The organism is Spiroplasma endosymbiont of Colias croceus (assembly GCF_964020095.1).
GTDB lineage: Bacteria > Bacillota_I > Bacilli_A > Mycoplasmatales > VBWQ01 > Spiroplasma_E.
In genome coordinates, this window is the sequence record NZ_OZ026536.1 from 1338269 (window position 1) to 1351468 (window position 13200).

Consider the following 13200-nt stretch of genomic DNA (forward strand, 5'->3'; position numbering starts at 1 on the left):
TAAAAAAATATTTTTAATATTTTTTTTATTTTAATGGTTTTATTTTATTAAAAATTTCACAAATTAAGTTAAATCTTAAGTACATAAGTCTAAATTTAGATTTTCTACATTTATTTACTAAAATTTTGAATCTTTTCAATCAAGCAAAGACATGTTCAACTTTAATTCTAATTTTAGATACAATCTTATTGTATTTTCTTTCTTGTTTAGTTAATTTTTTATTTTTAGTTCTTTTAATTGGTATTATTGTATTTTTATAAATATTTTGTATACCTTGATATCCTAAATCACCAATAATTATTGTTTTTTCTGAAAATTCAAGATTTGAATTTTTTAATATTTGAAAATCATGCACTTTACCATTATCAGCAAAAATATCAACAATTTTTTTATTAAAAAAATCATATACAATTTGAAATTTTATAGAATACATTCAACTTTTACCAGAAAAATATTCTAACTGTAGTTTTTTTTAGTTGGTCTTTCAATTTCAATCTCAGTTGAATCAATTAAATAAAATTGAAATTCATTTGAATTTTCTTGTTTTTTATCAATTTTTAATTTATATCTTTCTTTTAAAAATTGGTAATCTTTGTGGTTACTAAGTTTATTTTCTACTCAAGTAATATTTCGAAAACAACTTGATGGGCTCATTTTAGATTTAATACTCATTTGAAAAAAAGTATAATATTCTTTTCAGTATAATAAAGTCATCATTAATCTTTCTTCTACTGAAAGTTTATTTTTTCGACCTTTATTTTTTTCTAATTTTTCTATTTCAATTAATTTTTCTAACATTTCATTAAAATGAAAACGTTTTATACCAAAATATCTATAAAATTCTTCATTTTTTAATTTTTTTAAATTTTCAAAAATCATTTTTATCAACACTTTTCTAAATTTATTGTTAATAACAAAATTATAAAATAAATTTTAAAATTATTAATTGACTTTTAAAAAATTTAATTACGGAATATGTCTTTTGTTAAACACAAATTAAATAAATATTGAATCGAATGCCTCAATGTTTTTTAAAATTTCACAATTTATTTTTGAGCCCAGAATTACTGGAATGAATAAAACGAATAGTAGTATTATTAATAATCTAAAAATTAAAATATATGTCCTGTTGCTTCTAGCATAAAGGACATATTAGGAAAGAATTATTATGCAAATAGAATTTAAAAAAGAACAAATTATAAAAGATAAACCACAATCTATTCTTATTGATTATGTTGAATATAAATTATCACTTCCAAAATGAATGATTAAAAATAATTCTTTTATTGTTGATAACAATTACACATATTGAGTTTTTAATTTAGAAAATATTAAAAGAGAATTAAGTGGTAATGAATTAATAAAATTATTAGAACCATATATTAAAGACCAAAAAATAATTGTTAATAAACCAATTGCTCCAAAAGAATATTATCTTAATGATATAAAACTTGAACCATTAACATTTTATGAACAGCATAATAGTTGATTTATGGGTGAAATAACAGATAACAAAACTAAAATTACTAATCCTTGTTTTAAATATAACATTACGTGAGAAGAAAACAGAAAAGGTTTTAAAATAAATAATCCATATAAACATGATGATTTACCAATTAATTATATAGTTACTTCTTATAAGGAAATTTCAACTCATAATGAAAAAGTATTTTTGTTGAACATGTAAACAAAATAAATTAGATTATTTATTCTTTAATACTAATGATATAAAAACAAGAAAATATTTTTTAAGAGACAAAAACGGTAAAGCAATTTGTTATGACTGTATTTTAAATGTTAGGTTAAGTAGGAGGTATAAGTATGGATAAAGAATATTTAACTAAAAGAGGAACGATTTGCATAACGGATAGTGATGATATTGAATATAGAGTAGGATTAATTAAACTTATTGATAGTTTACAAAAAGATAATTTAGTTTGTGGTCATAAAGAATTTATTGAAGAATGTAAATATTGTTGATGTAATTGTGATTTAGAAATTATTAAAACAGTTATTAGAGGTTAACTTAATTAATGCAATATGACTTAATTATTGGTATTGACCCCGCTGGTATTGGTAATAACGGAATTGTTATATATTCAAATGAAACTAATAATATTGTTTTTAATGAAACATTCAATACATTAACTGTTTTATGAACTAAAAATATTTATAAAGAAAAATTTCAATTAATTAAAGAAAAATTTATTGATAAAAAAATATTAGTTATTGTAGAAAATTTCTTTTTAAGTTCAAAACAATTATTAACTAATCCATTAGCAACACCTAAAATTATTGGTGCATTAATGGTATTAGTAGAAGATGTTTTCAACTGAGATTATTTCGAAAATCACCCAAAAAATAAAAATAAAATAACAGAATATAAAGGAAATATAAAATTAACAAAACATGAACAAGATGCTTATAAGCATATTCAATATTATTTAAAAAATCATAAAAAAATATTAATTTTTGATAATTATTTAAGGAAATTATAAACATGAAAGATAAAGCAAATTATGTCAAATTAATAGTAAAACTGAGTAACAGTATTGAAGCAAAATATTACGAAAAAGGTAATAAAGAATTATATTATAGTGTTCGAGGTCAATGAAATGGTTTAAACTATGTTACTTTAATTTTTAACAACCCAAAATTTTATAGACGATGTATTTTATTAAACAAAAATAGACATATTCCGTAATTAAATTTTTTAAAAGTCAATTAATAATTTTAAAATTTATTTTATAATTTTGTTATTAACAATAAATTTAGAAAAGTGTTGATAAAAATGATTTTTGAAAATTTAAAAAAATTAAAAAATGAAGAATTTTATAGATATTTTGGTATAAAACGTTTTCATTTTAATGAAATGTTAGAAAAATTAATTGAAATAGAAAAATTAGAAAAAAATAAAGGTCGAAAAAATAAACTTTCAGTAGAAGAAAGATTAATGATGACTTTATTATACTGAAAAGAATATTATACTTTTTTTCAAATGAGTATTAAATCTAAAATGAGCCCATCAAGTTGTTTTCGAAATATTACTTGAGTAGAAAATAAACTTAGTAACCACAAAGATTACCAATTTTTAAAAGAAAGATATAAATTAAAAATTGATAAAAAACAAGAAAATTCAAATGAATTTCAATTTTATTTAATTGATTCAACTGAGATTGAAATTGAAAGACCAACTAAAAAAAACTACAGTTAGAATATTTTTCTGGTAAAAGTTGAATGTATTCTATAAAATTTCAAATTGTATATGATTTTTTTAATAAAAAAATTGTTGATATTTTTGCTGATAATGGTAAAGTGCATGATTTTCAAATATTAAAAAATTCAAATCTTGAATTTTCAGAAAAAACAATAATTATTGGTGATTTAGGATATCAAGGTATACAAAATATTTATAAAAATACAATAATACCAATTAAAAGAACTAAAAATAAAAAATTAACTAAACAAGAAAGAAAATACAATAAGATTGTATCTAAAATTAGAATTAAAGTTGAACATGTCTTTGCTTGATTGAAAAGATTCAAAATTTTAGTAAATAAATGTAGAAAATCTAAATTTAGACTTATGTACTTAAGATTTAACTTACTTTGTGAAATTTTTAATAAAATAAAACCATTAAAATAAAAAAAATATTAAAAATATTTTTTTAAAATTTAAATTTTTATCGAGTTAATATAAAAATATTATTAACAATTTTTTGTTTAAAATGTAAACTCATTTTTTAAACTATTTTTTCAAAAAATATTTATTTCTATATTCAATAACACTAAATAGTTTTAAAACAATTTTATTGACAATTAATTAAATTTAATTACGGAATATGTCCTAATGATAAAAATGAACAACAATTAATGACCTTTATTTTAGCAACACCAAGAGCGATGAAAAGATATATGATAGAAAATACAGTTATTTATGTAGATTTTATTAAAGATGATAAAGCAGGAAGAGCATATAAAGTTGCTGGTGAAGTTGTTGGAGAAGCAATACCATATATTTCTAATAATGAAACAACATCACGTTGAATGTTATGTGGAATTATTAAAACAGAAAAAACTGATTTAAAAACTAAAATTACAGTTTTAACAACAAATATTACTGCAAATGTTAATAACAATAACAATGAATTAAATACAGAAATAAAAAGTACTAATGAACTTAAATCATTAAATCCAAATTTAACAAATCCAACTATTAAATATTTTAGTGATGCACAAGGAAAAATTAATGTAAGTAATCAAAAACAAAAAGCGGGTGACTTATACATAGTTATTTCTTCAAATGTTAATGATTTAAATTATAAAGGTTCAACAAATCCAATTAAAATAACTCTTAAATAAAGGAAATTCATATCATGCCAATTGGTACAACTAGTACAGCAATACTTTTAAACATAAATAAACCAAAACATACTAGAACAAGTAAACAGCAAGAAAATAAAAGTTTTTGATGAGAAATTTTAGAAATGATTGGTGTACAAGTTATAGCAGTAGCACTTGCTCCTTTTACTGGTGGTTTAAGTGAAAGCGTAGCACTTGGATTAGGTGCAAGTGATTTTATTGCAAGTACTATTAATTTTGGTATTTATGCTACAACTGATTTTACTATTAATCAAGTTTATGATTATTTAAAAGGAAATGTAACAAAATGAAATACTTTCTTTAATATACTACCTGCATTTGCTGGACTTAATAAAATTAGTCGTGGTTATCGTATTACTAAATTTATTAAACTAGCAGAAAAAACTAAAACATTAGAACAAGTTGGTATTAAAGAAGCAAAAAACTTACAAGAAATTATTAGTCAAGTAAGTGAAAAAGAAATTTTAACAGATAAAATTATTGGTAATAAACGTTATTTAATGGCCGAATACAAAATTGGTATATTTTATAAAAATGACATGAGAGATAAAACTCTCATTTTTAATTGTTAAAAAATTATAATTAATTATTTTGATAAATCTGTACTTTATTAAAGTAATTAATTATTACATAACTTAATAAAAAATTATTAAAAGCTATAGTGCAGATATAACTAATAGTAATTTTTAGTGTGTTCTCTTTAAGAAAAGAGAAAGAAAAAGTTTTTTCTCCCCCACACCCCCTCTTTTTCAAAAAGAAAGAGAAAAGAATTTTTCTCTTTTTAAGACTTCTTTTAAATAAGACTTCAATTAAAGAAAGGATTATATTTTATGTTTAAAGAAAATATTAAAAAAGATTTATCAAAAAAAGAAATTACTAATTTACTTTTAGATTTTGATAAAGATAATATTTTTCAACAAAATTTAGAAGAAAAAGAAATAAAAGAATTATTAGAAAAAACTAAAAATAATTTTACTTCTATTTTTTTATCAAAAATAGCAATTATTAATGAAACTAATAAAGCTAGTTTTATTAAATTATTAAATGAAAATAATTCCAATGTTATTGGTGTATGAATTGATAAAAGATTTATTCATAGAAGTAAAGAAAAAAATGAAATTAGAATAAGTATTAAAAGAAGTTTTAATTTTACTATTTATGAATATGATTTAAAAAATAAAACTAATAAAAAATTAGAGAGTATTAAAGGTTATAAATTACTTTTAAAATTAAAACAATTAAAAGCAAGTTTACCAATTGAAAATAATTTTTGAGAAAAATTACAAGAAAAAAATAATTTTGTTAAGAAAGGAATTGAAACTAATGCTTAATTGAAAAGAAAATTATGAATATAGAAAAAATTATTTAAAAATTAAAGTAACTCATAGTTGTGATATATGTAATAAAAATTCATCATATGCAAATAGAACTTGTAATAAATGTTTTTATAAATTAATGAGTGATAATGATGAAATGTAATATTCATAATGAAAAATATATATGAATTAGTGAAATAGATAATAGTTATTATTGTAATAAATGTATAGATGACATGATTGAAGAAGATATGTATTTAACATCAAATAATTGAGATTACTTATATGAATATTTTATTAATGAATTACAATTAGAAAATTTTAAAGGAGTGTAAAAATAATGAATCAATTAGAATTACAAAAAGCAAAAGAATTATTAGATAAATTTGATGAGTTACAAGAAGAATTTAATAGGAAATATGAAAGTAGTTTAGACGTTAGAATTGACGATGACGGAGATTTAAACATTAGTAATGATTATTTTAAATATGAAAATGTAAATAAAATTGAACAAGCAATTATTGATTATAAAAAAATTATTAAAGGTTAAAAGAAAGTAGTGAATAAAAATGGCACCTAGAAATAAAATTTCAAAAGATAAATTATTAAGTAATTGAATAAGAATACGTGTTTCTGAAATTGAAAAACAAGAAATTAAAGATTTTTGTAAAAGTAAAAATATTACAATTACAAAATTTATAAGAAATTTAATTAAAAATGCAATTAAACAATCAAAAAAATAATTTAATTTTTAAAAAAGAAACACATCAATATTTTATTCAAAATAAAGAATTAATATCAGTAAGTAAAATACTTGATTATTATTTAGGTAATTCATATTGTAAATGTAATAATTGTAAATATTGTTTTAATATTTATAATGCAAGAATTCGAGGTAATTGTGTTCATAAAGTAGCAGAATTATATTTTAAAAATATAACTATTAAAAATATAAATAATCAAATTAAAAATATTATTAAAGATTTATTTCCAGAAAATTATTTAAATTATTGTTATACATTATTAGATTATTTACCAATTAAATTTATTAATACTAATGAATATATTAGTGAAAAAATGTTTAATTATGATATTGTTGCTGGAACTCCTGATTTAATATTTAAAAATGAAAAATTAAATTTATATACAATAATTGATTTTAAAACTTATAAAGTTTTTAGTAAAGAATTATTAGAAAAATCAAAATTACAAATAATAGCATATTATTGATTATTAAAAAATAATAATTATGAATTATCAAATATACATTTTATATGTTGAGTTAAAGAAAATGAAATTGAATTAATAAAAGTAGAAATAACAAATGAATTATTAATTGCATGAGAAAAAGCAATTTGAACATGAAAGGAAATGAAATAAATGAATGATTTAAATAAAAATAAATTAACTATTGAACAGTGATTTATTAATAAAAATAATCAAAATGTTTTAAATGTTAAAGAAGTACAAAGATTTAAAAGTAATGTATTAGCAGTAAAAAATCAATTAGGTTTAGCAGATTCAAGTTTAAGAACAGTATTAGAAGCATGTTATCAAGCAACATTATTACAATTACCATTAGAAAAGAATTTTGGTTATTGTTGAATAGTACCTTTTAATCGTAAATATAAAGATGAAAAAGGTGATTGAGTAGTTGTTAAAGAAGCACAGTTTCAAATGGGATATAAAGGTTATATTCAATTAGCACAAAGAAGTCAACAATATAAAAGAATTAATGTAATTGAAATTAAAAATAATGAATTGGAAAAAATTGATTATTTAAAAGATGAAATAAAATTTAAATTTATTGAAAATCCAATTGAAAGATTAAAAGCAAAAAACAATAGGTTATTGTGCTTATTTTAAATTAAAAAATGGTTATGAAAAAACTATTTATTGAAGTAAAGAACAAGTAGAAGAACATTTTAATAATTATTCAAAAACTTATGCAAAAAATAAAGAATTTACAATTGCTAGTTTTGATGATATGGCAAGTAAAACAGTATTAACTCAATTATTAAGAAAATGAGGAATTATGAGTACTGAAATGCAAATTGCATATGAAAATGACCAAGCAATTATTACTGAAACAGAAAAAATATATATTGATAATCCAAATACTAATAATGTAATTGAAAATAATACAAATTTTCAACAATTAGAAGAAAATATAAGTAAATTAGATAATTTGGTATTTAAAAATGAATAAATGTAAATATTGTAATAAAAGAATTTGATTAAATAATTATTGATGTATAAATTGTTTAAAAATATTAGTTATGAATTTAAATAAAAATAAGGAGAAAAAATAATGAAAAAAGAAAATAGAGTAAATAAAAGTGTATTACGTAAATATATAACAGATTTAATGTTTAATTATAAAGATAAAGCAGATTCAATATTAGTTTTACATGAAATATTTTTATGATTAAATGAAAGTTGAGTTGATAATAATGAATAAAGAAAAATTACTTAAATATTTAATTGAAAATACATGTAATTGTGTAATGTCATGTTCATCTTGTGATAACTATTATGAAATAATTGAATTAATAAGAAATGGAGTATTTGATAATGAATAAAGAAAAATTAATTGAATATTTAAAAAATTTATTTATGGAAACTGATAATTGGGAAAAACAAACAATTATTTCAATAAATTTAATAATACATCAAGAACTTATTGAAAAAATAAAAAACGGAGAATTTGATAATGACTAATTATTTACTTTCAATTGACCCAAGTATAAAAAATACTGGATTTACTTTATGAGAAAAAACAAAAAGAATTAGTGAATGTGAAATTAATTATAATGAAATTGAATACATATACAAATGAAAACCAATATTAATTAGTAGTTATAGTTTTAAAAAATATGGAGTTTTAAATTTTGAAAGTGAAATATTTTTTAATAATATGAAAAATACTAATATTGATTTAATTATTGAACGTGGTACTTTTCATAGTAAAAATGGTATTGGTTATGAAACACAAGAACATTTACGTGGTTTTATTGCAGGACAATTTAATAAATTATTAACAAAAGATATGTTAATAAGTCCAAGTGAATGAAAAAAATGATATGTAAAAATATTTTGATATGCAAAAGATAAAAAATGAAATAAAGAATTATCAATAAAATTAGCAAAACAAGTAATTCAAGAACAAGGTTGAAATATAACAATATCAAATCATGATGAAGCTGATAGTTTATTAATTGGTTGATATTATTTAAATAAGGAGAATAAATAATGATTAATGAGTATGATTGAATATGATATTGTGATACTTATGGTTGTAAAAATAACAATAGTAATCAAAAAATATATGTTTGTTCAATCAAAAAAGATACAAAATTAGGATTATGTAAAACTCATTTTAATAATTATAAAAATATAACAATTGATTATGTTATTGACATAAAGGAGAATAAATAATGGAAATTACTACTGAAGATATTATTAATGAATATAAAAACAAATATAAACAAAAATTAATTAATTATTTAAATTTATGTATTGATATGGATAATAAAAGATTACAAACTAAACTTTATAATGAAAATCATATAAAAGGTTCAATAGAACAAACTGCTTTAATATTAGAATTAATAAAGAATGGAGTATTTGATAATGACTAAACAAGATATTTTAGAAATAATAGATAAATTAAAAGAATTAAAAATTTTAGATGGATTAACTATTAATATAAATATTGATGATATTAATATTGAAAATAATTAAGGAGTATTTGATTAATGAAATGTTGTGAATGTTTTAGAAGAGCTTCAACTAAATTAACTAATCGTATTATAAAGAATCATAAAAATGAAGATAAAGATTTAGAATTTGAAATTTATTATTGTTCAAAACATTGAATTAAAAAAATTAAGGAAGTAAAAAAATGAAACATATAATTAAATGTATGGCTAAAAATTGTAATATTAAAATTGAAATTGAATTAAAACGTACTTGATATTTAAATGATAATAATAAAAGAATTTATACATATGCTAGAGAAAATAAATTATCTTTTTGTTCAAAACATAATCAAGAATTTACTAATGCTTTAAATGAAATGAAAGAAAATATTTCAAAAGAAAATATTGAAAATATATTAAAAGAAAATATTAATAATAATGTAAATAAACAATTAAATAAATATAAGGAGTAAATATGAATTGATATGAATATGCTTTAATAATATGAATTATTATCAGTACAATGTGAATTATTAATTTATTTTTAATAATTAAAATTAAAGAAAAACATATTTTAGAAATACAAGATATTAATTTTAAACATTATCATAATATGTGAAATATACATAAAGAAATGTATGAATTAACTAATGAAAGATTAGATGAAGTAATTGAATATCTTAATAATGAAAATAAGGAGTAAATATGAATAAAGAAAAATTAATTGAAGAACTTAAATATGAAATGGAAAGATTAAATTTTATATATGAAAAAATTAGAAAGGATAGATTTGATAATGAATAATTAGTTAAATTTTCTATATTAAATATAGAAAATTTAACTAATTAATATAAAGAAGATAGCTATAGGATTATAATTAATCTGTACACTGGTGATATATGATGAATTGAGGCTTTTATGTAATCTGTGTATCTTTGTTTTACAAAGTACTAGTTTAGATTAATTCTATCTTCAAATTTTATCATAAAATGAGCAATTCCTGTATTTGAGGCTTTTATGTAATCTGTGTATCTTTGTTTTACAAAGTACTAGTTTAGATTAATTCTATCTTCAAATTTTATCATAAAATGAGCAATTGCTGTATTTCAATTTTGAATGGGCATTGTTCATTTTTTTGTTATATTTTCAATTGCTAAATAAAATATTTTAAAAACTGCCATATCATTAGGAAAAACTTTTTTATTTCTGATAACTTTTCGTAATTGACTATTTACAGATTCAATAGCATTTGTTGTATAAATAACTCTTTTGATTTCTGTAGGATAACTAATAAAAACCATTAAATTATCTCAATTTTTATATCAAGATTTAGCAATTTGAGGATATTGTTTATTTCACTTATTTTCAAAGGATTCTAAAGCCTGCATTGCTTGTTCTTCACTACATGCAGTATAAATTGGTTTTAAATCTGCAACTAGAGATTTTCTATGCTTATATGAGACATATTTCAAACTATTTCTAATTTGATGAACTATGCATAATTGATGTTCTGTTTTAAGATAAACTGATTGTATTGCTTCTGACATGCCTGTTAAATTATCACTGCAGGCAATAAGAATATCATTTAAGCCACGATTTTTCATTTCTGTGAAATTTGCTAATCAAAATTTAGCACCTTCATTTTCACTAATTCATAAACCTAAAACATCTTTTTTACCTTCTAAATCAACTCCTAAAGCTATATAAACTGATTTATTAGTAATGTTTAGTAATCTGTGTAACTTACAAAAATAACTATGTTTAATTAATTCTAGTAAATATAATTAAATGACTAGAAAGAGTGAGTTACAGATGGCTAAAAAGCAAAATATTAATAATAATGATCCAATATCAAAAGCAGTAGATTTATTATTAGAAAATACTGAAGATTTAACAACAGTTTTTAAAGAGGGAGGATTGTATAAAGAATTAACAAAAAGATTAGTAGAAAAAATGTTGAATTCTGAGATGCAAAATTATTTGGGATATGAAAAGAATCAACATAGTAATAGTGACAATGCTCGTAATGGTATAAGTTCAAAAAAAATAATAACTCAACAAGGTAAAATTGAGATTGATGTACCACGAGATCGCAATAGTAATTTTAATCCTATAATAGTTGCAAAAAGACAAAGAGGTAATGTTTAGTAATCTGTGTAACTTACAAAAATAACTATGTTTAATTAATTCTAGTAAATATAATTAAATGACTAGAAAGAGTGAGTTACAGATGGCTAAAAAGCAAAATATTAATAATAATGATCCAATATCAAAAGCAGTAGATTTATTATTAGAAAATACTGAAGATTTAACAACAGTTTTTAAAGAGGGAGGATTGTATAAAGAATTAACAAAAAGATTAGTAGAAAAAATGTTGAATTCTGAGATGCAAAATTATTTGGGATATGAAAAGAATCAACATAGTAATAGTGACAATGCTCGTAATGGTATAAGTTCAAAAAAAATAATAACTCAACAAGGTAAAATTGAGATTGATGTACCACGAGATCGCAATAGTAATTTTAATCCTATAATAGTTGCAAAAAGACAAAGAAGATTTGATGGTTTTGATCAACAAGTTCTTTCTTTATATGCAAAAGGTATGACATTATCAGATATTAGAATGCAATTACAAGAGTTATATCATGGTGCTGATATTAGTGAAAGTGTTATTAGTCAAATTACTGATGATGTTATTGATGATGTAAAAGCATGGCAAAATCGACCATTAGAAAGTGTCTATCCGATTGTTTATTTTGATTGCATAGTAGTGAAAGTACGACAAGATAAAAGGATTATTAATAAATCAGTTTATATAGCTTTAGGAGTTGATTTAGAAGGTAAAAAAGATGTTTTAGGTTTATGAATTAGTGAAAATGAAGGTGCTAAATTTTGATTAGCAAATTTCACAGAAATGAAAAATCGTGGCTTAAATGATATTCTTATTGCCTGCAGTGATAATTTAACAGGCATGTCAGAAGCAATACAATCAGTTTATCTTAAAACAGAACATCAATTATGCATAGTTCATCAAATTAGAAATAGTTTGAAATATGTCTCATATAAGCATAGAAAATCTCTAGTTGCAGATTTAAAACCAATTTATAGTGCATGTAGTGAAGAACAAGCAATGCAGGCTTTAGAATCCTTTGAAAATAAGTGAAATAAACAATATCCTCAAATTGCTAAATCTTGATATAAAAATTGAGATAATTTAATGGTTTTTATTAGTTATCCTACAGAAATCAAAAGAGTTATTTATACAACAAATGCTATTGAATCTGTAAATAGTCAATTACGAAAAGTTATCAGAAATAAAAAAGTTTTTCCTAATGATATGGCAGTTTTTAAAATATTTTATTTAGCAATTGAAAATATAACAAAAAAATGAACAATGCCCATTCAAAATTGAAATACAGCAATTGCTCATTTTATGATAAAATTTGAAGATAGAATTAATCTAAACTAGTACTTTGTAAAACAAAGATACACAGATTACATAAAAGCCTCGACAAAGAAGATTTGATGGTTTTGATCAACAAGTTCTTTCTTTATATGCAAAAGGTATGACATTATCAGATATTAGAATGCAATTACAAGAGTTATATCATGGTGCTGATATTAGTGAAAGTGTTATTAGTCAAATTACTGATGATGTTATTGATGATGTAAAAGCATGGCAAAATCGACCATTAGAAAGTGTCTATCCGATTGTTTATTTTGATTGCATAGTAGTGAAAGTACGACAAGATAAAAGGATTATTAATAAATCGAGGCTTTTATGTAATCTGTGTATCTTTG

The 13200-nt window shown here is 20.5% G+C and carries 28 protein-coding genes and 2 pseudogenes; 27 read left to right on the top strand and 3 right to left on the bottom strand.

Features of this window, described 5'->3' with window-relative positions:
• Positions 1–25: 25 nt before the first annotated feature.
• Together AACL24_RS08315 and AACL24_RS08320 are read right to left on the bottom strand one after the other, a co-directional pair.
• Positions 26–433, bottom strand: a complete 408-nt coding sequence (locus AACL24_RS08315; RefSeq protein ID WP_339046074.1) for a transposase family protein — start codon at positions 431–433, stop codon at positions 26–28.
• Between the two features lie 23 nt (positions 434–456).
• Positions 457–879 carry a transposase family protein gene (locus AACL24_RS08320; RefSeq protein WP_339045912.1) on the bottom strand — a complete coding sequence of 141 codons (423 nt, stop codon included), beginning with the start codon at positions 877–879 and terminating at the stop codon, positions 457–459.
• 289 nt (positions 880–1168) lie between these two features.
• Here AACL24_RS08320 and AACL24_RS08325 point away from each other — a divergent pair, with 289 nt between their 5' ends.
• From AACL24_RS08325 to AACL24_RS08440, 24 genes are all read left to right on the top strand, one after another.
• The gene (locus tag AACL24_RS08325; protein WP_339046076.1) at positions 1169–1687 is read left to right on the top strand and encodes a hypothetical protein; all 519 of its coding nucleotides are present in this window, start codon (positions 1169–1171) and stop codon (positions 1685–1687) included.
• 134 nt (positions 1688–1821) lie between these two features.
• Positions 1822–2025, top strand: a complete 204-nt coding sequence (locus AACL24_RS08330; protein ID WP_286641513.1) for a hypothetical protein — start codon at positions 1822–1824, stop codon at positions 2023–2025.
• 8 nt (positions 2026–2033) lie between these two features.
• Positions 2034–2498, top strand: a complete 465-nt coding sequence (locus AACL24_RS08335) for a hypothetical protein (RefSeq protein ID WP_339046078.1) — start codon at positions 2034–2036, stop codon at positions 2496–2498.
• Between the two features lie 2 nt (positions 2499–2500).
• Positions 2501–2704, top strand: a complete 204-nt coding sequence (locus AACL24_RS08340; RefSeq protein WP_339046080.1) for a hypothetical protein — start codon at positions 2501–2503, stop codon at positions 2702–2704.
• A gap of 87 nt (positions 2705–2791) precedes the next feature.
• Entirely contained in the window at positions 2792–3214 is a 423-nt protein-coding gene (locus AACL24_RS08345; protein ID WP_339045912.1) for a transposase family protein, read from the top strand.
• Between the two features lie 23 nt (positions 3215–3237).
• Positions 3238–3645: a transposase family protein gene (locus AACL24_RS08350; protein WP_339045908.1), complete on the top strand. Its 408-nt coding sequence runs from the start codon at positions 3238–3240 to the stop codon at positions 3643–3645.
• 227 nt (positions 3646–3872) lie between these two features.
• Positions 3873–4361: a hypothetical protein gene (locus AACL24_RS08355; RefSeq protein ID WP_339046082.1), complete on the top strand. Its 489-nt coding sequence runs from the start codon at positions 3873–3875 to the stop codon at positions 4359–4361.
• Positions 4362–4375: 14 nt separating this feature from the next.
• Positions 4376–4954 (top strand): hypothetical protein, encoded by a 579-nt coding sequence (locus AACL24_RS08360; protein WP_339046084.1) that lies wholly within the window; start codon positions 4376–4378, stop codon positions 4952–4954.
• 258 nt (positions 4955–5212) lie between these two features.
• Entirely contained in the window at positions 5213–5713 is a 501-nt protein-coding gene (locus tag AACL24_RS08365) for a hypothetical protein (RefSeq protein WP_339046086.1), read from the top strand.
• Positions 5706–5861, top strand: a complete 156-nt coding sequence (locus AACL24_RS08370) for a hypothetical protein (RefSeq protein WP_339046088.1) — start codon at positions 5706–5708, stop codon at positions 5859–5861. The genes AACL24_RS08365 and AACL24_RS08370 overlap by 8 nt, the downstream gene beginning before the upstream one ends.
• The gene (locus AACL24_RS08375; protein WP_339046090.1) at positions 5848–6033 is read left to right on the top strand and encodes a hypothetical protein; all 186 of its coding nucleotides are present in this window, start codon (positions 5848–5850) and stop codon (positions 6031–6033) included. Before AACL24_RS08370 ends, AACL24_RS08375 begins: the two co-directional genes overlap by 14 nt.
• 5 nt (positions 6034–6038) lie before the next feature.
• Positions 6039–6248 carry a hypothetical protein gene (locus tag AACL24_RS08380; RefSeq protein ID WP_339046092.1) on the top strand — a complete coding sequence of 70 codons (210 nt, stop codon included), beginning with the start codon at positions 6039–6041 and terminating at the stop codon, positions 6246–6248.
• Positions 6249–6267: 19 nt separating this feature from the next.
• Positions 6268–6441 carry a hypothetical protein gene (locus AACL24_RS08385; RefSeq protein WP_339046094.1) on the top strand — a complete coding sequence of 58 codons (174 nt, stop codon included), beginning with the start codon at positions 6268–6270 and terminating at the stop codon, positions 6439–6441.
• Complete coding sequence (locus AACL24_RS08390; RefSeq protein WP_339046096.1) at positions 6416–7078, top strand: hypothetical protein; 663 nt, start codon at positions 6416–6418, stop codon at positions 7076–7078. The genes AACL24_RS08385 and AACL24_RS08390 overlap by 26 nt, the downstream gene beginning before the upstream one ends.
• Positions 7079–7564, top strand: a complete 486-nt coding sequence (locus AACL24_RS08395; RefSeq protein ID WP_339046098.1) for a recombinase RecT — start codon at positions 7079–7081, stop codon at positions 7562–7564. It begins immediately after the preceding gene.
• 25 nt (positions 7565–7589) lie between these two features.
• On the top strand, positions 7590–7907 hold the full coding sequence (locus AACL24_RS08400; protein WP_339049425.1) for a recombinase RecT: 318 nt from the start codon (positions 7590–7592) through the stop codon (positions 7905–7907).
• A gap of 102 nt (positions 7908–8009) precedes the next feature.
• Entirely contained in the window at positions 8010–8159 is a 150-nt protein-coding gene (locus AACL24_RS08405) for a hypothetical protein (protein ID WP_339046101.1), read from the top strand.
• 113 nt (positions 8160–8272) lie between these two features.
• Positions 8273–8419 (top strand): hypothetical protein, encoded by a 147-nt coding sequence (locus AACL24_RS08410; protein ID WP_339046103.1) that lies wholly within the window; start codon positions 8273–8275, stop codon positions 8417–8419.
• On the top strand, positions 8412–8951 hold the full coding sequence (locus AACL24_RS08415; protein ID WP_339046105.1) for a hypothetical protein: 540 nt from the start codon (positions 8412–8414) through the stop codon (positions 8949–8951). The genes AACL24_RS08410 and AACL24_RS08415 overlap by 8 nt, the downstream gene beginning before the upstream one ends.
• Entirely contained in the window at positions 8951–9136 is a 186-nt protein-coding gene (locus AACL24_RS08420; RefSeq protein ID WP_339046107.1) for a hypothetical protein, read from the top strand. Before AACL24_RS08415 ends, AACL24_RS08420 begins: the two co-directional genes overlap by 1 nt.
• Complete coding sequence (locus AACL24_RS08425) at positions 9136–9339, top strand: hypothetical protein (RefSeq protein ID WP_339046108.1); 204 nt, start codon at positions 9136–9138, stop codon at positions 9337–9339. The genes AACL24_RS08420 and AACL24_RS08425 overlap by 1 nt, the downstream gene beginning before the upstream one ends.
• 117 nt (positions 9340–9456) lie before the next feature.
• Positions 9457–9615: a hypothetical protein gene (locus tag AACL24_RS08430; protein ID WP_339046110.1), complete on the top strand. Its 159-nt coding sequence runs from the start codon at positions 9457–9459 to the stop codon at positions 9613–9615.
• Entirely contained in the window at positions 9603–9872 is a 270-nt protein-coding gene (locus AACL24_RS08435; RefSeq protein WP_339046112.1) for a hypothetical protein, read from the top strand. The genes AACL24_RS08430 and AACL24_RS08435 overlap by 13 nt, the downstream gene beginning before the upstream one ends.
• Positions 9873–9874: 2 nt before the next feature.
• Complete coding sequence (locus AACL24_RS08440; RefSeq protein ID WP_339046114.1) at positions 9875–10102, top strand: hypothetical protein; 228 nt, start codon at positions 9875–9877, stop codon at positions 10100–10102.
• Positions 10103–10448: 346 nt separating this feature from the next.
• Here the strand turns inward: AACL24_RS08440 and AACL24_RS08445 are convergent, their stop codons facing one another.
• Positions 10449–11177 (bottom strand): IS256 family transposase, encoded by a 729-nt coding sequence (locus AACL24_RS08445; protein ID WP_422398090.1) that lies wholly within the window; start codon positions 11175–11177, stop codon positions 10449–10451.
• Between the two features lie 34 nt (positions 11178–11211).
• On the opposite strand from AACL24_RS08445, the pseudogene AACL24_RS08450 reads away from it, so the two are divergent.
• The 3 genes and pseudogenes from AACL24_RS08450 to AACL24_RS08460 all read left to right on the top strand — a co-directional run.
• Positions 11212–11535, top strand: a pseudogene (locus AACL24_RS08450) (transposase); the annotation flags it as partial.
• Between the two features lie 94 nt (positions 11536–11629).
• Complete coding sequence (locus tag AACL24_RS08455) at positions 11630–12868, top strand: IS256 family transposase (RefSeq protein ID WP_339049427.1); 1239 nt, start codon at positions 11630–11632, stop codon at positions 12866–12868.
• 43 nt (positions 12869–12911) lie between these two features.
• Positions 12912–13172, top strand: a pseudogene (locus AACL24_RS08460) (transposase); the annotation flags it as partial.
• Between the last annotated feature and the right edge of the window lie 28 nt (positions 13173–13200).